15 protein-coding genes are annotated in these 20,631 nt (G+C 44.4%); 11 read left to right on the forward strand and 4 right to left on the reverse strand.

Annotation, left to right across the window (positions count from 1 at the left end; translation table 11 throughout):
* Positions 1-302 precede the first annotated feature (302 nt).
* Together JKJ11_RS18025 and JKJ11_RS18030 are read right to left on the reverse strand one after the other, a co-directional pair.
* Positions 303-1,541: a porin gene (locus JKJ11_RS18025; RefSeq protein WP_252039677.1), complete on the reverse strand. Its 1,239-nt coding sequence runs from the start codon at positions 1,539-1,541 to the stop codon at positions 303-305.
* A 344-nt stretch (positions 1,542-1,885) separates the two neighbouring features.
* On the reverse strand, positions 1,886-2,284 hold the full coding sequence (locus tag JKJ11_RS18030; RefSeq protein ID WP_006073566.1) for a hypothetical protein: 399 nt from the start codon (positions 2,282-2,284) through the stop codon (positions 1,886-1,888).
* A 96-nt stretch (positions 2,285-2,380) separates the two neighbouring features.
* Here JKJ11_RS18030 and JKJ11_RS18035 point away from each other — a divergent pair, with 96 nt between their 5' ends.
* From JKJ11_RS18035 to JKJ11_RS18050, 4 genes are all read left to right on the forward strand, one after another.
* Positions 2,381-3,307 carry an aldo/keto reductase gene (locus JKJ11_RS18035; RefSeq protein ID WP_252039678.1) on the forward strand — a complete coding sequence of 309 codons (927 nt, stop codon included), beginning with the start codon at positions 2,381-2,383 and terminating at the stop codon, positions 3,305-3,307.
* A 184-nt stretch (positions 3,308-3,491) separates the two neighbouring features.
* Complete coding sequence (locus JKJ11_RS18040) at positions 3,492-4,790, forward strand: peptidoglycan DD-metalloendopeptidase family protein (RefSeq protein ID WP_252039679.1); 1,299 nt, start codon at positions 3,492-3,494, stop codon at positions 4,788-4,790.
* On the forward strand, positions 4,783-5,433 hold the full coding sequence (locus JKJ11_RS18045) for a DUF1007 family protein (RefSeq protein ID WP_252039680.1): 651 nt from the start codon (positions 4,783-4,785) through the stop codon (positions 5,431-5,433). The genes JKJ11_RS18040 and JKJ11_RS18045 overlap by 8 nt, the downstream gene beginning before the upstream one ends.
* Complete coding sequence (locus tag JKJ11_RS18050; protein WP_252039681.1) at positions 5,426-6,295, forward strand: hypothetical protein; 870 nt, start codon at positions 5,426-5,428, stop codon at positions 6,293-6,295. The genes JKJ11_RS18045 and JKJ11_RS18050 overlap by 8 nt, the downstream gene beginning before the upstream one ends.
* 3 nt (positions 6,296-6,298) lie before the next feature.
* Here the strand turns inward: JKJ11_RS18050 and selD are convergent, their stop codons facing one another.
* Positions 6,299-7,342: a selenide, water dikinase SelD gene (gene selD, locus JKJ11_RS18055; protein ID WP_252039682.1), complete on the reverse strand. Its 1,044-nt coding sequence runs from the start codon at positions 7,340-7,342 to the stop codon at positions 6,299-6,301.
* A 130-nt stretch (positions 7,343-7,472) separates the two neighbouring features.
* Entirely contained in the window at positions 7,473-9,224 is a 1,752-nt protein-coding gene (locus JKJ11_RS18060; protein ID WP_006073555.1) for a sigma 54-interacting transcriptional regulator, read from the reverse strand.
* 525 nt (positions 9,225-9,749) lie between these two features.
* Between JKJ11_RS18060 and JKJ11_RS18065 the strand changes: the two genes are divergently transcribed.
* From JKJ11_RS18065 to hydA, 7 genes are all read left to right on the forward strand, one after another.
* Positions 9,750-12,974, forward strand: a complete 3,225-nt coding sequence (locus tag JKJ11_RS18065) for a molybdopterin cofactor-binding domain-containing protein (RefSeq protein WP_124941982.1) — start codon at positions 9,750-9,752, stop codon at positions 12,972-12,974.
* A 12-nt stretch (positions 12,975-12,986) separates the two neighbouring features.
* Positions 12,987-13,493 (forward strand): (2Fe-2S)-binding protein, encoded by a 507-nt coding sequence (locus JKJ11_RS18070; RefSeq protein WP_006073551.1) that lies wholly within the window; start codon positions 12,987-12,989, stop codon positions 13,491-13,493.
* A gap of 11 nt (positions 13,494-13,504) precedes the next feature.
* Positions 13,505-14,800, forward strand: a complete 1,296-nt coding sequence (locus JKJ11_RS18075) for a nucleobase:cation symporter-2 family protein (RefSeq protein ID WP_006073549.1) — start codon at positions 13,505-13,507, stop codon at positions 14,798-14,800.
* 411 nt (positions 14,801-15,211) lie between these two features.
* On the forward strand, positions 15,212-16,399 hold the full coding sequence (gene ygeW, locus JKJ11_RS18080) for a knotted carbamoyltransferase YgeW (protein ID WP_006073548.1): 1,188 nt from the start codon (positions 15,212-15,214) through the stop codon (positions 16,397-16,399).
* A gap of 76 nt (positions 16,400-16,475) precedes the next feature.
* A complete protein-coding gene (gene dpaL, locus JKJ11_RS18085) occupies positions 16,476-17,678 on the forward strand; it encodes a diaminopropionate ammonia-lyase (RefSeq protein ID WP_006073546.1) in 1,203 nt (400 codons plus the stop codon).
* 101 nt (positions 17,679-17,779) lie between these two features.
* Positions 17,780-19,000: a YgeY family selenium metabolism-linked hydrolase gene (locus tag JKJ11_RS18090; RefSeq protein ID WP_006073544.1), complete on the forward strand. Its 1,221-nt coding sequence runs from the start codon at positions 17,780-17,782 to the stop codon at positions 18,998-19,000.
* A gap of 187 nt (positions 19,001-19,187) precedes the next feature.
* Complete coding sequence (gene hydA / locus JKJ11_RS18095; protein ID WP_006073542.1) at positions 19,188-20,624, forward strand: dihydropyrimidinase; 1,437 nt, start codon at positions 19,188-19,190, stop codon at positions 20,622-20,624.
* Positions 20,625-20,631: the final 7 nt, after the last annotated feature.

The following is a 20,631-nucleotide window of genomic DNA, read 5'->3' on the forward strand; positions in this document are numbered from 1 at the left end:
TGTTTTTGTTTAGGTTATTATGTCCCTCTGCATTAATTTATTGGCTGACCGGAGTTTAATTAAATGGTGTGGAATTATTCATGGTACAAATCACAACTTATAGTTTTATAATTTTTTATGTAATTAATTAGACTATGGTAATGACTCTTACTTATAGAATTAATGAATGGATTAGGGTTGAGGGGAGTAAAGAAATCTGTCGCTGATTTAGGTATGTTGAAATATCAAGGGTGAAATGTGGTTGGAATGTAAAAATGCCTCCAGAGAAGGAGGCATTAAGTAGGTCACATTTTAGTCACTATTTAGAAGAAAACAGCTGCGCCGAGGAAGAAGTGAGCGCCTTTTGATTCTGTGTCAGCTGGAGCAGCGCCAGTCTCATAGTTAATACTGTCGTTAAGCTGTACGTCATCGTAGTAACTTTCTAGATACACTTCACCCCAAGCGACTGGCGCCCAACCAAAGCCAATATTGTATATATTTGCTTCAGATTGCGTTTTACCTGTCAGGTTATTGTTTTCTTTAGCATATTCATAACTTCCGTAGATTCGCATTGATTCCGTAAAGTAGAAGTTAGCACCTAATCCGAAGTTGTCAGTTTTACTGTCGAAGATTGGGCTGCTACTACCATCTTTTGCTTCGAAGTGCTCATATCGTCCAGAGACAGAAATTGCCCCATCCATGAAGTGATGCTCAGCAGCCAACGCATATTGTTTCACTTCGGCATTGTCTGCTGTACCGGTGGCGCTGCCTAAGATATCGATAAAATTCCCGCTGATATCATTTGCTTGGTTGTAAGCAGCAGACACGTATGTTCCGAAATCAAAGGTATAGGCGATTGCGCCCCCAAAGCCATCTTTAATGGTGATTTTAGAACGTGATTCCAAATCAAAGTTACTATCTAGCGTGCCACCAACTATGAATGAGCCAAAGTTTAATCCGTTACCAAAAGCAATTTGTTCTACATCTCTGCGTGCTTGATATTGCAATCCTAAATACAAATTATCGAAATCGTTTTGCCAAACGACAGTATTTGGAGCACGACGACTTCCTAACTCATCAGACTGCATCATATTAAGGCCACCAGCCCAGTATGAGTAATAGCCTTTGTCAGTTTTCATATAAGGACTTTCCTGACGGCCAATCGTCACGGTACCAAAGTCCTCATGACCGAAACCAGCGTAAATTTGTCTTGCGGTAAGTGCCTCTAAACTATCTCCATATCCATTAACGTCGGTTTGCGTCCCAAAATTAACATCAAACGCAATCTTGGCTACGCCTTTAAACTTTCCTTGTGTATGACTGATATCAAATCCAACATATGACCCTGGATCTTCGATAAATGTAGAGTCACCGTTAAGGCCATAGGCATCATCTGACCCCATTGGTGTTGATTTATCATAATCATACTTACTCACTTGTGCAGCAATCGCACCATACATAGTAAGTTCAGTGCCTTCGTTATTATATAATTCGATAGCGCTAACTTGAGAGGCAGCAAATACACTTACAGCTAATGTAGAAAGTTTGAATAGACTTTTCATAGTTATTCCTTTTTATAATTTCCGTTTTTTTGGATAAAAGAATCCCCATTCAAAAATAAATCTATTTTTGAATACCACTATTAGGGGACATAGTTTGGAGCAGATTAATTAATCTTTGTTGATGGTTTCCTACTTTATTAATAAATACGTTATTTATATTTAGTGTAAGATATTTTTTTCAAACGTGTGTTTAACCTCGGTCACATTTATAGGACCGATGATTGCTCATGTATGAACTAGGCAAATAGAAGGAGGGTTGTACTTTTTATAAAACGAATGGTTGTTAATAAAATGTTACTCTTAGTGGTATTTCGGTAATAAAGTTGAGGGATTTTTGAGTGTATTCATAACTCAGCAAGCGAAGTCAGTAGTCGTTTCATGCCTGATTGGTCCAAATATCCATCTGGCTTTTTGGTCGCACGTAAATATTGATAAGCAGTGATGAGCTTACGATGCTCGAAAATGTCCTTTTCAGCTAGGCGAGTGCCGTTAACGGCCTCGTAAGCCAGTTGGTAGGCTTCCATATCGACAACTTCGGCCTGGCGGTACAGGTATCCGCATCCTGTCGCTAACCATTCGAGTGAACAGTTGGCTTTCATGGCGATTTGGTTTGCTTTTGCTAAGCTTGGTTCACTACCTTTTAAGTATTTGCGAATGAGTGCTTCTGATAGCTCGACACGTCGAGCAAATCCGCTAACACTCTCTTGTCCAATCAATTCTTGTAGTCTGTCTGCAAAGCTCACAACTTCGTACTCTAGTTCGTTTTTTCGAAGTTTACCCGTTGAGAGCTAGGTAAAACAAGCATAGGATGTTGGCAGACTTAAATAAGGAGATAACCAATGGTTTCGAATGTTACAGCTGTTTCTAAAGTGACAATAGCGCCAAATGGACCAGAGTTTTCAGAACTGGTTCAGGGGTATTGGCGATTAGCCGATTGGGGAATGACACCGCAACAACGTCTGACCTTCCTTAAACAGCATATTGAACTCGGTGTTACTACTGTTGATCATGCTGATATCTACGGTAACTATGAGTGCGAACGTTTGTTTGGTGAGGCGTTAGCGCTAGATAGCTCAGTCCGTGAACAGATTCAAATCGTCTCAAAATGCGACATCAAACTGTGCTCAGATAAATACCCGGATCGTAAGATCAACCATTACGATACCAGTGCAAAACATATTTATGAGTCAGTAGATAACTCGTTACAACGCTTGGGCGTAAACGAGTTAGATGTACTGTTAATTCACCGTCCAGACGTTTTATTGGATGCTGATGAAGTTGCTGATGCGTTTAATGAACTATACAAGATTGGTAAGGTCAAACACTTCGGCGTTTCAAACTTCTCGCCACGCCAGTTTGAATTGCTGCAATCGCGTTTGAGCAAACCACTAGTGACTAACCAAGTAGAAATTAACCCGCTTAATTTTGAAGTGGCTCATGACGGTACGCTAGATCAATTGCAACAACTTCGTGTGTTGCCAATGGCATGGTCAACACTTGCTGGTGGAGAAATCTTCAACGGCAAATCGGAACAAGCGAAGCGAGTCCGAGCAGAACTTGAGGCAATTCGCAACGAAGTAGGGGCGGCCAGCATCGATCAGGTGATTTATGCGTGGGTTAAGTGTCTTCCTTCGAATCCTTTACCTATCATTGGTTCAGGCAAAATTGAACGAGTTAAAGCAGCCGTTGCTTCTCTAGAAATCGAACTTACTCGTGAACAATGGTTCAGAGTTTGGGTTGCAGCAAAAGGTCACGGTGTGCCATAGACACATTAAGTCGCCCTTATTAAATGACGAGGACCTTGCTGTGATTCATAGCAAGGTTTTTTTCTAACAATCGCTGACTTGGTGAGTAGTGCTTACTGTGATACATATTCTGACATAAACAGTGTTTATTATTAGCGAGAGTGATGTTATAACATAACAATTGTGTTTTAGTTATTGTTATCCTATGAAGTCTCCACGATACGTCTTGTTTGCTATCGCTGCTGTCTCATTTTCCCTCGCAGCGTACCTCTCACTTGAACAAGAACAGCCTCAACCTGAACCTGTAACCATTAAAATTACACCATACAAGTCTACGCTCGATAACCCTGAAATTAGCGCTTCAACCCCAACGACATCGCTGCAAGCAGAAAAGCCTAACCTCGCTAAAGTCCATTACATCGTTAAAGTTGGTGACTCGTTAAGCACCATTTTTAATGCCTGGGACTTGTCGTATAACACTCTGCAAAGTCTACTAGAGGCCGATTTAAACTCTCTGAAACTCGATACTATTAAGCCTGGCGACCACCTAGAAATGGTGATAGATCGAAACACTAACCAGCTCAATCAATTAACCTATCATGAAAGCTTAGTGGAAAGGGCTGTATACAAACGCTTGGAAGATGGCAGCTACAGCTATGAATTTATTGAAGAACAGGGTGAGTGGAAGACACATCTCTTCTCTGGAGAAGTAATTGGCAGCTTTTCGAGCTCTGCCCATAAAGCAGGGTTAACGATCACACAGATCGCCAACATTACCCGAGTCCTAAGAGACAAAATAAACTTCGCCAAAGATTTTAGAGCGGGTGATACCTTTAACATTCTGGTCAATGAGCAATACCTGCGTAACCACTTAACAGGTAATACCGAAGTACAAGGTATCTCGATTACGATTAGAGGAAAAGAAGTCGCTGCGTTCTTGGCTGAAGATGGTCGTTTCTATGATCGTGAAGGTAACAGTTTAGAGCAAGCCTTTGACCGCTACCCCGTTGCGAAACCGTTCAGAAGAATTACCTCACCATTTAATCCACGACGCATCCATCCTGTTACTGGGCGTATTTCACCACATAACGGTACTGACTTTGCAGCGCCTGTCGGCACACCCGTTCATTCGACTGGTGATGGTAAGGTAATTGCCGTGCGCAACCACCCTTATGCGGGCAAGTATTTAGTTATTGAGCATAACAGTGTCTACAAAACACGATACTTACATTTGCAGCGTATTCTTGTTAAACGAGGTGACCATGTTAAGCGTGGTCAGACAGTGGCTTTATCTGGAGCAACTGGGCGCTTAACGGGGCCCCATTTACACTTTGAAGTGCTAGTACGAAATCGTGCAGTTGATCCAATTACAGCTAACTTGCCGATGGCAACGTCGATACCACCGAAGGATAAGCCTGCGTTTATTGCGCGAATTTCGGAATTTGACCAACTTGTTGGTAACGAAGGCGATATTCCGGCGGTTCAAGAAAAACGCCATGTTTAATCGGTTCGCATTGAGAGCTTTCAACTGGCAGGGAGTATTCTTTGTGGTTTTGTTGACGTTGGCGACCAACGTCAACGCACACCCACATTCGTGGATAGGTAACCAGTTAACGATCAATGGCAAAGGGACACTGGTGGATAGCATCAGCATGGAATGGGTGTTTGATCCTTTCACCAGCGCCTATGCGCTAGACGGCGATTTTTCAGTGTTTGATAGCGAAGAAAAAGCGCAAAAAGAAGCGGTAAGGTTGATGTCGAATCTTTTGAATACACATTACTTTACCTATTTGCATGTTGATGGCGAACCGCTTAAGTTTCGTTTGCCAGAGGTCTACGCATTAACTAAGCGAGGACGACGTATGGTACTGACTTTTACATTGCCGTTATCTCGCGCTATCGATGTATCGACTCAGGAGCTGGATGTTCAGGTTTACGATAATACGTACTTCATCTATATTTCTTGGAAAGACCCGTCGACCGTTACGCTTAGTCCAGACGTGAGTGGCAAATGCAAAACTACCCTTGAAACACCAAATCCGTCTCAAGAAATCCTTGATTACGCGAACTCATTAGGCATTGATGAACAAGGGGATGACGACCTTGGTGCTCATTTTAGTCAGAAAGTGAGCATACATTGTGAATAGCTTGAACCGTTGGATTCAAGCTTTAACGCTGGCACTAATATTGGCCGTTTTTGTCGCCGTGATTATGAGTGTGATCGAGAACATTGACTCCCTTAGATGGGCGTTTGTTTCGATACAGCGATCGCTACTAGAACAGCTATCTGACTACTTGGATCTGGTTGACTCTGGCGACTGGCAGGCACTCATTGTTACTGCACTGTGTACTTTTGCTTATGGTTTTACTCATTCTTTGGGGCCGGGGCATGGCAAAAGTGCGGTGATGTTGCTCGCAACAAGCTCAACCTTAAGCCGATGGAAACTAGTTTGGTTAAGCCTACTTATCAATATGTTGCAAGCAGCAGTGACGATCTCCATTGTTTTGCTTGCCAACCAGTTCTTATCTATTGGGTATCGGGCTTCCATAGGCTGGGTTGCATCCATCAATCAGTTTGTTGGCGCTGGTATGGTGGTGCTTGGCGTCGTTTATTTGATTAAAGGTTGTATCAAACAAAAACGGCCACACGAACCTGAAGTCAGTACCGTGGCGACATGGAATTTCTCAAACGTTATATTATATGGATTGCGACCTTGCAGCAGCACGGCATTGATAGGGCTTTTCAGTATGCTTTGGTTTGGCTGGCAGCTGTCGTTAGGTTTGATGCTGGCGAGCTTTTTCGGCAGCTTTTTATCATTAAGCTTAGTGGTCGTATTCGGTCAAAGCGCTTGGTTTAAACTGGAATCTTTACTTCATCGTCGACATAAAAACCAAGAGAAACAATGGATGTGGGGTTATGTCGCGGTTTTCGCTATTTCAAGCTTTTATATCATGGTCGGCTGGTTGTTTTGGGAGACAAGTGCAGTACAAATGTCTCCCATCTTGTGACTATTAACGTTCTATTTTAATTTGTGGTTGCTCACTATTGGCTGGCTGAGTCAGTGACCCAATTCTTGTTGCCGTAACACCACAACTTCTGCAGAAGTTCAGCATATCGTTTACGCCGCTCTTTTCTACTGCGAGAAGCAGGCCACCAGAAGTTTGTGGATCGCATAAGATGGCTTTGTCAGAGTCGCTTATTTCACCCAGCATATGTTTGACTGAGTCATAGTTTCTGTGAGTGCCTCCAGGTATGGTGCCTAACTCAATATATTCCTCAACGCCAGGTAGCAGAGGTATCGCAGGTAAATCGATATGGGCATCTAGATTGGAACCATTACAGACTTCAGTAAGGTGGCCAAGTAAGCCAAACCCCGTTACATCTGTGATAGCTTTTACTTGTGAAAACTCAGCAAGTTGCTGACCAATCACGTTGGACTCACACATCCATTTGACTGCTAGTCCTTTATGTTCTGGTTTAAGCTGCTTTTTCTTCTCAGCACTGGTTAATAAACCGATACCTAGAGGTTTGGTTAGAAAGAGGTCACAGTCTGCGGTGGCTTTTGAATTCTGTTTGATTTGATCTAACTTGCCAGTTCCGGTTACGGCCAAGCCAAATATCGGCTCTGGGGAGTCAATGGAATGGCCGCCCGCAAGCTCAATACCTGCTTTTTGGCAGACGCTGCGTGCTCCCTCTATAACTTTTCCTGCAATCTCTGGAGCCAATTTGTCGATAGGCCAGCCTAAAATTGCTAGCGCCATAATAGGTTTCCCACCCATCGCATAGATGTCGCTAATAGCGTTAGTGGCAGCAATACGCCCAAAATCAAACGGGTCGTCAACGATTGGCATGAAAAAGTCGGTGGTACTGATAACGCAGTGTCCATCGCCAATATGATAAACCGCGGCATCATCACGGCTAAGGTTGCCAACGATTAATTGATCACTGCTTGGCGTAGGTGTGTAGGAGGCGAGAATTTGGTTAAGGACTTTCGGTGACAGTTTACAGCCACAACCGGCACCATGACTGTATTGGGTAAGCGCGATATTTTCCATAGCAACAACTCCGTACGTAAGTGAATTAGGGAGAGAAGCATCAATGAGGCAATAACCAAGTGCAGACTTGGTTATTACAGCGCCCCATTTTAGCTATTGAGAGCGTTCAACAAGAGATTGTCGAAAATAGTTAGCTATAGCACTTCTCGTTCAGACCATATTTTTTGAGTTTTCGATAAAGAGTAGCAATTCCTATGCCTAGTTCTTCCGCAACTAATTTGCGGTTTCCTAGTCGGCCAATTGCTTCTTCAATTCTGACTCGTTCCATGTCTTCTAAGCTCATTCCTGAATCCTGAATAGGGCTAGGTTTGGGCTCGGGTTGATGTGCTTCAAAGTGAGGGGGGAGAAGGTCAACATCAATCTGTTCGCCTTCCGGTACGATATTAATCAGATACTCTACTAAATTACTCAATTCACGAACGTTGCCCGGCCAGTGGTAACTGGTTAAACAGCTCATAGCTTCTTCAGACATACCTGGGTAATTGGTTCCCAGTTTTTGGGTATGTATGTCCATAAAGTGATTAACCAACAGAGGTACGTCACCTTCGCGCTCACGCAATGCAGGTAGTTGCAAAGGAATAACGTTAAGTCGGTAGTAAAGGTCTTCACGGAACTTGTTAGTAGCAATCATCTCGGCGAAGTTTCGGTTGGTCGCAGAAATAATTCGAATGTCCACTGGAGTGGCTTTGTTAGAGCCAATTGGCATGACTTCGCGCGCTTCTAGTACACGAAGCAGTTTCGCTTGTAACTGCATCGACATATCGCCGATTTCGTCTAGGAAAAGTGTGCCATTGTTTGCGGCTTGGATTAAACCGACTCGGCCTTTACTGGACGCACCGGTAAAGGCGCCCTTGGTATAACCAAATAGTTCACTTTCCAGTAGCTGATCCGGGATCGCTGCACAGTTGATAGCAATAAACGGGTTTTGTGCTCGTCCGCTGAGCTTATGAACAGCGTTGGCGATGACTTCTTTACCTGTACCACTTTCACCATTAATAAGAACACTCGATGGGCTCTTAGAAATGCGCGACATGAGTCCTTTCAGCTTTTGCATTTTTGCACTTTCACCGATGACTTCGGCAAATACGGCGTTGGTCTCGTAAGGTAGGACAGGGTTATGTGGTTGGTAGAATGACATTAAGAATAGTTTATGAGTTCGACAATTATAAAATTGCCCCACTAATAATTCTTCTCGACGACCAATAGAAACAATATGTTGCTGTTGGTGATCATTACTACCACGACATTGTGATAGAGGTCTAATATTTATTTTCTTTTCTGGTAGTTCTTGAATAGTAATATTGAGGTTAGCTAGGGCTGGTTGATTGCCATATTTAACGTAGTTATTTTCATCAAGAACTAAAACTCCTTGGTCCATATTGTCTATTAAGTTAATAAAGACATCTTCAAGGCCTTTATTCGGTGTTTGGTTTTCTGTGACTTTTGCCACAACAAGTTGCGCGGTATGTTTAATGTAGTCGGAAAAAAGCTTCGCGTTGTCTTTAATAGTCTGTTGAGATTCTTCTGTAAAAGCGACAAGGCTCATTACGCCAATACAACGATCTTCAAGAAGAATAGGAACACCTAGGAAGGCAGTTTCTCGGCACGCGTCCTTAGTTGTGCATTCAGCACAGAGTGGATCGGCTTGAGACTTGATGAGTGTTTTTTCTTCTTTTGTTTCAATAATGTATCTAAAAAGTCGTGAGCTGGCGTTGAGTTTTTTTCCAAAAAATTGGCTATATGGGCCTGTTCCCGCGATACGGACCAAATCCGCGTCAACCACTTCAGCATCCACCTTTAGAACGGTAGATAGCATCTGGGTGAATCGGATGATGGTTGGCTGTATAGCCATGAGTTCGGAAGCGTTCTTAGTTTCAGGCATAATGTTTTAATCGTTATTAAGAGAATGACATTCTATTTTTAATTACTCCTTATGAGTTTGATTTAGGTCAGAGACAAATGTACGCGCCTGTCAATTTTCAGAGCTTTGGTATCTGGGTCACATATTTATCAATACGCACTTTTGAATAAATAAGCATTATTCCCATTTGATGTCAGAAAAAGAGAACTTTCCGAAATGAGTCTATCAGCCTGCGAGGCTATCAAATTGATAGTCTCACAATGATAATCTGCAATTTTCAGGTTTATAAATAAATTAACTTAGATTCGAGTATTTTATAGCTAAGATATATATCGCCTTTATATCATCCGATAAATAAAATCTCCATCACAGTTTTTTAGGTAGTTCATTTTTAACAAGAATATTTATGCTGACGACTGACTTTATGAAATTAATGGCTTGATAAATGCTTTGATCTAGCTTTCCGGCACGCCTGCTTTACTGCTCTATTTCGTGGGCGTGCCGCGAATCGTGATGCACACCTCATTCAACCAAGAGGGAGTTATTATGAATGAAGCTGGCTTAGGCAGCAGAATGCCTCGAGTAGATGGACGAGCCAAAGTAGAAGGTACGGCAGTTTACGGCGACGATGTTCACATATCGGGTTCTCTTCACGGAGTTTGCCGTTACACAGATATACCTGCGGGTAGAATTCTTTCTTTAGATACCTCGGACGCAATGAAAGTCCCTGGTGTCGAACGAATCATTACTTATGACGATATTCCAGGAGACCCCAAAGTTGGGGTGATCATTCGAGACTTTTACCCTATATGTCAGGAATGGGTACGTTTTAGTGGTGATGTTATTGCGCTCGTTATTGCAGACAGTTATGAGACTGCTTGTGAAGCAAGTGAAAAGATCCGAGTCGAATATGAACCATTTCAGCCCGTTACTGATCCAGAGTCAGCGTTAGAAAGTGATGCAAGACTGATTCATCCGGATAAAGATTCTAATGTCGTTAACACTCACCACACCGTTAAAGGTGATGCAGATAAGGCAATTGCGAAGGCCGATGTGGTTATCGAACACACCTATCAAACGCACTATCAAGAACATGGCTATATTGAGCCAGAATCAATAACCACTTATCTCGACCCCAATAATAACGAGTTGACTATCGTTGGTTCAATTCAAAACCCTCATAGAGTAAGAAGCTTTGTCGCCGGTTTCCTTGGTATTCCGCAAGCAACAATCAACGTGAAGCGTTCTGTGCTTGGTGGTTCGTTTGGTGGTAAAGATGACACCATTGATCATCTTGCTTGTCGTGCGGCGCTATCCACTTACCTTACTAAACGCGCAGTCAAGTTCTCCTATAACAGAGAGCAGTCACTTATCGAAAGTACCAAGCGTCATCCATACACTATGCGCTACAAAGTAGGCGTATCGCGTGAGGGTAAAATTGAAGGGATTAAAATCAACATTATCGCGGATGCTGGTGCCTACGCGACTTGTACGCCGTTTGTAACTTGGCGATCTTCAGTTCAAGCCGCGGGTCCGTACGATATTGACCATGTTCGAGTAGACGTGACAGGGGTTTACACCAACAACAGCGTATCGGGCGCAATGCGTGGTTTTGGTTCTCCTCAGATTATCTTCGCTCACGAATCCTTGATGGATGAGATAGCACTAACATGCGATATTGACCCAATTACGGTGCGTGAACGCAATGTTCTGAAACAAGGCTCTTTGAGCATGACAGGACAATGTTTTGATCAGCATACGGTTTCAGCATCAGAAGTATTGAAAACCGCAGCGGAAAAATCTCAGTTCTATGAGCGTATGGCGGAAATGAACGCCAAGAACAACGTCAATTCGCCCATCAAATATGGTATTGGTTTAGCACTTAGTTATCGCGGCTGCTCTTTAGGAGCGGAAGGTGCAGATAACTCCACTGCGTTATTATCGTTAAATGCAGACAGCAGTCTAAATATCTCAACCGGTGTGTGCGAGAACGGACAAGGCCTGCAAACCACCATGGCAATGATAGCGGGCGAAGTGTTAGGTGTGCCTTTGGATATGGTACGTTTCTCAGAGTCGCCAACCAGCCTAATCGCTGACGGCGGACCTACCGTTGCATCTCGCGCCACAATGACGGGCGGTAATGCGGTGAAACTCGGCGCAGAAACCATCCGAGCTCGTTTGTTTGATACCATAAAATCCGATCTCAAAGTCACGCGAATTGAAGATACCACATGGCGCAACGGTCAGATTAAATCGAACTTACAGTCTGATATTCAAGTGCCACTGCAAGAGGCGATTTCACGTTGTCGTCAACAAGGGATTAACCTTGCGGCCTACGGTTGGTTCGATCCACCTCCGATTCATTGGGATGAGGAGAAGGGTACTGGCTCGCCATATTTTACTTGGGTTTACGGCTGCCAAGTTGCAGAAGTAAAAGTAGATACCTCGACAGGTAAAGTAGATGTACTTGGGGTAACCGCAGTACACGATGTAGGTAAAGTCATTAACCCTGTCGGTTTTGAAGGCCAAGTAGCGGGTGGTATCGCTCAAGGTATCGGATTCGGTATTTTAGAAGACTACAATATCGAACAGAGCGAAGTGAAATCCGATAACTTCGATACCTACTTAATGCCTACTATTAAAGATATTCCCAACCTCAATATCCACGCGATAGAAAATCCTGACCCAGCAGGCCCTTACGGCGCGAAAAGTATTGGTGAACCTGCCGCAGAGCTCGCCGCTGCTGCCATCGTTAATGCTGTTGCGTTTGCCACCAAAAAACGTCACAGAACTTTACCACTGACACTGGAGCAAGTGTATTTAGGCTACAACCTTAAAAAACCAGTGCGTCAAAGCGAACTCTTATGCAGCGGTGACAACCATCATCAAGTGAACCGCTTGTGCGATCTCAATGTGACTCGACCCGAAACCTTGGGTGAGGCGTTGTCGTTAATGCAGCAAGGTTCAATGACTATCTTAGCGGGTGGTACCGATGTGCTTGTTCAGCATCGTTTGCAAGAAACCGCAGCACCGCTGCTCGATATCACGGGCCTCAAAGAACTAAAAGCCATCACTCACGAAGGTAATAGCATAGTGATTGGTGGTGGTGCATGCATCACTGATGTAGTGGAGCACGAAGAAGTACGTCACCACTTCCCATTATTAGCAACCGCATGCAAAACCATAGGTTCAACACAAATCAGAAACCGTGCAACGTTAGGTGGCAACATTGCCAATGCAGCACCATGTGCCGACTCAATTCCGCCGTTGATCGCTTACAAGGCAGAAATTGAGCTAGCGTCTGAAAAACAAGTGAGACGTTTACCTATAGCTGAGCTTCTTAAAGGCGGTTATCGCACGGACATTCAACCAGATGAGCTACTGACTAAGATCATTCTTACGATTCCAGATAAACCATTTGAGCTAACCGAGTACGTTCAACTAGGACGTCGTAATGCACTGAACATCACGCGTTTGAGCTTGAGCTGTTTGATGAATGTCGAACAGGGCATAGTCAAAGAGTGTCGTCTTGTTGATGGCGCGCTATTTAGCTATCCACGACGCTTGTATCAAGTAGAAGAAGTGTTGTGTGAAACCACGTTAGACGAGCAGGTTATTGGCCGTGCTATCAGCGTGCTATCAGACATTATCGAAACAGAAATTGGTGGACGTTGGTCAGCTGCATACAAACAGCCTGTTTATCTGAACATGTTCCGAGAGCTTATGTCGGAAATCCAAACCAAACTGTCAGATGACCAGTCGTTAGCATAGGAGTGCATTTCAATGGTTAAAGAAACAAAACAAATATCGCTAACGGTGAATGGCGGTGTGTATAACCTCGAAGTCACGGGTAATACACGGCTACTCGACATGTTAAGAGAGCAATTGTCACTTACTGGCACGAAAGAAGGGTGTGCGGTAGGTGAGTGCGGTGCATGCACCGTGATTAAAGATGGCAAGCCGGTTTGTTCTTGTCTGGCACTGGCTATTCAGTGCGAAGGCAGTGAAATCGTCACCATTGAAGGGTTAAGAAAGGATCCACTGGGAGTGGTTCTTATGGATGAGTTTTTGACCACCGGAGGAACACAGTGTGGTTTCTGCACGCCAGGCATGATCATCAGTGCTTGGGCGTTGCTTAAACGCTATCCAAACCCGACTGAAGAAGAAATTCGTGATGCTCTGGAAGGCAACCTGTGCCGATGCACTGGTTATCAGCCGATTGTAGAAGCAATTAGGCGCGCCACAGAGTTTTGCAACATTCCTCAATCTCAAGTAGAGCACAGCCTATAAAAGGAAGCAGTATGGAACTCCTCTATGAACTAGACGAAAAACCCCCGTATGGCGTTACCTTATTTCTCGCAGTACAGCACATGTTGGCATCAATAGGAGGTATTGTCGCAGTGCCGCTTATAGCGGGGAGCGCGATTGGCTTACCGCCTCAAGACATTGTCACGCTAATCAGCGCGTCATTGCTTGTGTCGGGTTTGGTCACTATTGTGCAATGTATTGGTTTTAAGCAGATCGGAATCCGGCTACCTGTCGTTATGGGTTCGAGTTTTGCCTTTATTGGCAGCATTATCGCCATTGGCAAAACCGAAGGGTTGGATGCAGTGCTTGGAGCCGCATTTGTAGGGTCATTTCTGGTGGTAGGTTCAAGCTTTTATATGAGCCATATTCGCAAGCTATTTCCTACCATTGTTAGTGGTGTGGTTGTAACCTTGATTGGTTTGACCATTTTACCTGTAGCAATGAACTGGATTGGTGATGCCCCTCAAGGTCATCCAGAGTTCGCGACGTTGCCGAAAATATTCTTGGCAGCCGCATCGTTAGCCGTGGTGATAGGCGTATCAGTGTTCTGTAAAGGCGTTGTCGCTGCATCGAGTATCATCATTGGATTAGCCGCAGGTTATATGATGGCTATTCCACTGGGTATGGTCGATGTTACTCAAATTGGCGAAGCGAATTGGGTGGCAGCTCCTATGCCTCTGCACTTTGGGATGAGTTTTTCCATCCCAGCTATTATTACCATGAGTTTGGTCTATTTGGTGGTAGTTGCAGAAGCAACAGGAGACTTTATGGCACTGGCGAGCAACTGTCGTGTCGAGCTGAAAGGGAATGACTTGAAAAAAGGACTGTTGGCCGATGGTTTAGGCAGTACCTTTGGCTCGTTCTTCTCAGCCATGCCAGTGGCAAGTTTCAGTCAGAACGTTGGTATCGTTGGTATTAGTGGAGTCGCTAGCCGCTTTGTTGTCGCAGTGACAGGCTGTTTGTTGGTACTTGGTGGTCTGTTCCCTAAATTTGCAGCATTAGCGGTGACGGTGCCAAAACCTGTGCTCGGTGGGGTTGGTTTCGTTATGTTCGGTATGATTGCTTACGCGGGTATTCGAATGCTAATGAAAGCCACTGATTCTCGACGCAATGCGATCGTGGTTTGTGTGGCGTTAGCATCAGGTTTAGCGGTTACCTACGAGCCTAATCTGCTGCGTCATTTCCCAGAGAGTTTGAAACTTGTTTTCCACTCTGGCATCACCACAGGCACCTTAGCTGCCGTTACGCTAAACCTTATCCTTCCTAAGTCAAAAGCCAGCAAAGAATAACCCTTCTAAGACACTCTTCTCGCCCTGAGAAGAGTGTCTATCACCCAATATCAATATGATACTCACCCTTTTACTATCGCTATCAATTTGGTTTCGGTGCTCTAATCAGACTGATAGTTGAGACTGTCATCGTTTTCATCCCTTCCATTGTCAAACGACGAACCCTTATAAGACGGGGCTTTCAAAGAAATTTCATTCTTTTTTATTTGATACGAATTATTGGCACAGAACTTGGAATATAAGAACCAGTGACAGAAATCTGAAGGCCAGACGATCGGCCAGTTAGGAGTAAATACAAATACAAACAAGAGGGCAAATACGCTTTGTTAGCCTGTTAAATATAAATAGCATGCGAATATTATCTTGAGTTGTATTTTTTATAGTTAATCTAGATGGATAATGGGATAGCAAATGAAAAATATGAATGAACTGATTAAAGAAATTTCTCAACTAGAATCAAAACTTCACGATAAAGACTTTCTATTAACGTGGGAGCAAAGCCCAGAAGAATTAGAAAGAGTATTAAAAACTGCACAAGTACTAAAAACCATGCGTGGTGAAAATATCGCCACTAATGTATTTAAAAACGGCCTAGGCATTTCCTTATTTAGAGACAACTCGACTCGTACTCGCTTTTCTTATGCTTCCGCTATCAACATGTTAGGCCTAGCGCAACAAGATCTTGATGAAGGTAAATCTCAAATCGCTCACGGTGAGACAGTTCGTGAAACTGCGAACATGATTTCTTTCTGTGCTGATGCAATTGGTATTCGTGATGACATGTACTTAGGCGCTGGTAATGCTTACATGCGTGAAGTAGGTGAAGCGTTAGATGATGGTGTTAAAGAAGGCGTACTTCCTCATCGTCCAGCATTGGTTAACCTACAGTGTGATATAGACCACCCAACCCAGTCTATGGCTGACCTAGCATGGTTAGAAGAGCACTTCGGTGGCTTAGACCAACTTAAAGGCAAGAAGATTGCGATGACTTGGGCTTACTCACCAAGTTACGGTAAGCCTCTATCTGTGCCACAAGGCATCATCGGTCTTATGAGCCGTTTCGGTATGGATGTCGTGCTAGCGCACCCTGAAGGCTATGACCTAATTCCTGAAGTTGTTGAAGAAGCGAAGAAAAACGCACAAGAGTCTGGCGGTAGCTTCACTCAAGTAACTTCTATGGAAGAAGCGTTCAAAGATGCAGACATCGTTTATCCAAAATCTTGGGCACCTTACAAAGTTATGGGCGAGCGTACTGACCTGCTACGCGCTAATGACCATGATGGACTAAAAGAGCTAGAGAAAGCGTGTTTGGCACAAAACGCACAGCACAAAGACTGGCACTGTACTGAAGAGATGATGAAGCTAACTAAAGGCGGTGAAGCGTTGTACATGCACTGTCTACCTGCAGATATCACAGGCGTGTCTTGTGAAGAAGGTGAAGTAGAAGAGTCTGTATTCGAGAAGTACCGCATTGCAACTTATAAAGAAGCAAGTTGGAAGCCGTATATTATCGCGGCAATGATTCTGAACAGAAAATATCAAGATGTCGCAGGCGTTCTTGATGAGCTACTAAACGAATCAGAAAAAAGAGTTAAATAAAGTACTCCCGTAATATTACACCTCGCCTTTATTCCTTCGAAGGCGAGCGTGTAAATGGATTAAATAAGGTATCGCTATGTCAAAGTTGAATTTTAATATTCATATTGCCGATAACCAGCATTTTAATGGACGCCTCTCCGATCAGTTTTCCATCAGTGAAGCCGAAAAAGCGCGCCGATTTCATTTGCAATTAGATGGCTATCAACCAACACCTCTTCACAATCTAACCCACCTTGCAAAAGAGTTTGGTGTGAAGAACATTCTTGTTAAAGACGAAGCGTATCGCTTTGACCTAAACGCATTCAAAATGTTAGGCGGCGTTTACGCTATCGCACGACTCTTGTGTGATGAATACAAGATGGACATCGACGGTTTCAATTTCGAAACTTTCAAAACTCAAATCAAAACCAAAATGACCTTCGCAACGGCTACCGATGGTAACCACGGTCGTGGTGTCGCTTGGGCGGCGAATCAACTGGGTCAAAACGCAGTTGTATACATGCCAAAAGGCGCAGCTGATGAGCGCGTTAACAACATTCGTGCCCTTGGCGCAGAGTGCATTGTTACTGACATGAATTACGACGATACCGTAAGACTAGCCATCAAAACCGCTAACGAGCATGGCTGGAAAGTGGTTCAAGACACGGCGTGGGAAGGCTATACCGAGATCCCAACATGGATCATGCAAGGTTATAGCACCTTGGCAGTGGAAGCCGTTGAACAAATGGTTGAGCTAGGTCTGGATAAACCGACGCACGTGTTCTTACAAGCGGGTGTAGGCGCAATGGCTGGTGGCGTATTGGGCTATCTGGCTGAATATTGTGGCCCAGGTCAGCTTCGCTCAGTCGTTGTGGAGCCAAACCAAGCAGACTGTATTTATCGTTCAGGTATTGCTGAGACTGGCGACATGGTCAACGTAGACGGCGATCTTGCCACCATCATGGTTGGTCTAGCTTGTGGCGAACCAAACCCATTGGGTTGGGAAGTGCTTAAAAACTGTGCCACTCAGTTTGTTTCCTGCGAAGACCGTGTAGCTGCGTTTGGTATGCGCGTATTGGGCAACCCTCTAAGTGGCGATCCTGCGGTTATCTCTGGTGAGTCTGGCGCGGTTGGTTTGGGTCTATTGGCAGCGGTGGAATACAGCCGTGAAAAAGAGAGCCTAAAAGAGCATTTAGCGCTTAATAAAGATTCTGTTGTTTTGGTTATTAACACCGAAGGCGACACAGATCCTGTGCACTATCGCGAAGTCGTTTGGCAAGGTAAGCACGCGACAATCTAAAACAACGCAGAAAAAAGTGACAAAGAAAGATTAGTAATTTCAAGCATTAACATTCCCGGTGGGGCAATGCTCCATTGGGAACAGAATTTGGAGTAGTAACAATGACTGTAAGTATCCCTTTTGCAACCGTATTGGAAAAAGCGCAAGAATACAAAGCTGATATGTCTCGTTTCCTTCGCGATATGATTGCGATTCCAAGCGAAAGTTGTGACGAAGAAAAAGTCGTTCTTCGCATCAAAGAAGAAATGGAAAAAGTAGGTTTTGACCGCGTCGACATCGACCCGATGGGTAACGTATTAGGCTGGATTGGTAACGGTCCTACATTGATCGCAATGGACGCACACATCGATACTGTAGGTGTGGGTAACCTAGACAACTGGAACTTTGACCCATACGAAGGTATGGAAGACGATGAAGTTATCGGTGGTCGTGGTGCATCAGACCAAGAAGGCGGCATGGCGTCTATGGTTTATGCAGGTAAGATCATCAAAGACTTGGGCCTAGAAGACGAGTACACATTGCTTGTGACTGGTACGGTTCAAGAAGAAGATTGTGACGGCCTATGCTGGCAGTACATCATTGAAGAAAGCGATATTCGTCCTGAATTCGTGGTGTCTACTGAGCCTACAGATTGCCAGATTTACCGCGGTCAACGTGGCCGTATGGAAATCCGTGTCGACGTATCTGGTATTAGCTGCCACGGCTCTGCACCTGAGCGTGGTGATAACGCTATCTTCAAAATGGGCCACATTCTTAACGATATCGAGAAATTGGCTGGCAACCTTGGCGATGACCCATTCTTGGGTAAAGGTACGCTAACTGTGTCTGAAGTGTTCTTTACTTCACCAAGCCGCTGTGCGGTAGCAGATAGCTGTGCAGTATCTATCGATAGACGTATCACTTGGGGTGAAACTTGGGAAGGCGCAATCGAAGAGATTCAAAACCTACCTGCAGTTCAGAAGTATGGCGCGAAAGTGTCTATGTACAACTATGACCGTCCTGCTTACACCGGTTTGGTTTACCCAACAGAGTGTTACTTCCCAGCATGGAAGATCGACGAAGACCACATTGCAACTAAGACTCTAGAAGCATCATACGAGCTACTATTCGACAAAAAACCACTTGTCGACAAATGGACGTTCTCTACTAACGGCGTATCTATCATGGGTCGTTACGGCATTCCAGTTATCGGCTTTGGCCCAGGTAAAGAGCCAGAAGCTCATGCGCCAAACGAAAAGACTTGGAAAGAGCATTTGGTGACTTGTGCAGCAATGTACGCGGTTATCCCTCAAATGTATCTAGAGAAAAAACGCAACCAATAAGGTAGTACCACGCGCTAACACATTGAGTTGTAGCAGTTAGCGCGTGACGACTCACGTCGTTCTCCATCCTAGAGTGCCAACTTGTGTCTGCCTGAAGTTGGCGGAGTCCGCTCTAGGATGGGATTTTCCGTCACAGCTTATCGCGACTCCTTTATCTTGATGCGACATGTAACTTTCCGGTGATCTTATGACTTTTGAACAATTCAACAATATCGAATCCCTTCTCGATAATTCATCGTCGCCATTGCTGATTCAAAATGGCACTGTGGTTGACCATGCTGAAATTCGTAAAGCCGATGTTTTGGTCATTGATGGAAAGATTGAGCAAGTCGCTGAGAACCTAAAGCCCGTGAGTGAAGATACTCGCGTGGTGGATGCAACAGGGTTGTACGTCATGCCAGGCGGTATTGACGTACATACCCACTTCAACATTGATGCAGGAATCACTCGAAGCTGTGATGACTTTTTTACTGGCACCAGAGCGGCTGCTTGTGGCGGCACGACGATGATCATCGATCATATGGGCTTTGGTCCAAAAGGGTGTGATTTGTTCCATCAATTGGATGTTTACCATGGTTACGCGGCTGATAAAGCGGTCATTGACTACAGTTTCCATGGTGTTATTCAGCACATTGATGACCAGATTTTGGAACAGATGCATGCCATGGTGCATGAGCGCGGCATTCCGAGCTTCAAACTGTACCTCACGTACTCTTACAAGCTGGATGATTGTTCGGTCCTTAAAGCGTTAACGCAATTGAAAAAAGTTGGCGCACTGACAACGGTTCACCCAGAGAACGATGCAGCACTGTCACTGAAACGCAAACAGTTCATAGAGCAGGGCAAAGTAGAAGCGAAATATCATGCGCTAAGTCGTCCACTAGAATGTGAAGCGGAAGCGATAGCAAGAGTGATCAACCTTGCCAAACTAGCTGATTCTGCGCCGCTCTACATCGTACATCTCTCTAACGGTCTAGGACTGGATTACACCCGCCTCGCAAGAGAGAACAACCAGCCAGTGTGGGTTGAAACTTGCCCACAATACTTGGTGTTGAACAATGACCGTTACGAACGTGAAGACGCGCTGAAATACGTGCTTAGTCCACCATTAAGAGACAAAGCGGAAAGCGAAAAACTCTGGAAAGGCTTAGCGGACGGTTCGATTGATACTGTCGCGACTGATCACTGCTCGTTTACGTATGCAGAACAAAAACAGCTAGGCGCAAAAGATTTTACCAAAACACCAAACGGCATTCCTGGCGTCGAAACTCGTATGCCTCTGATGTTCTCAGAAGGTGTCATAGCTGGACGAATTACCCCCAATCAGTTCGTGTCTCTAACCAGTTATGAGCCTGCCAAACTGTTTGGTCTCTATCCACAAAAAGGCCATCTAGGCTGTGGCGCGGATGCCGATTTGGTGTTGTTTGACCCGAACAAGAAACAAACTATCAGACACGATAGCTTACATGACAATGCAGACTACACGCCTTACGAGTCCATTGCGTGTCAAGGTTGGCCACTCATGACGTTCAGCCGAGGTAAGTTAGTTGCGTACGATGGTGAATTTACCGGTGAAGCGGGGGACGGGCAGTTTATTCACCGTCAACCTTTCTCAGCAGAATAACGACAGA

The sequence above is a fragment of the Vibrio sp. SCSIO 43133 genome (assembly GCF_023716845.1).
GTDB lineage: Bacteria > Pseudomonadota > Gammaproteobacteria > Enterobacterales > Vibrionaceae > Vibrio > Vibrio mediterranei.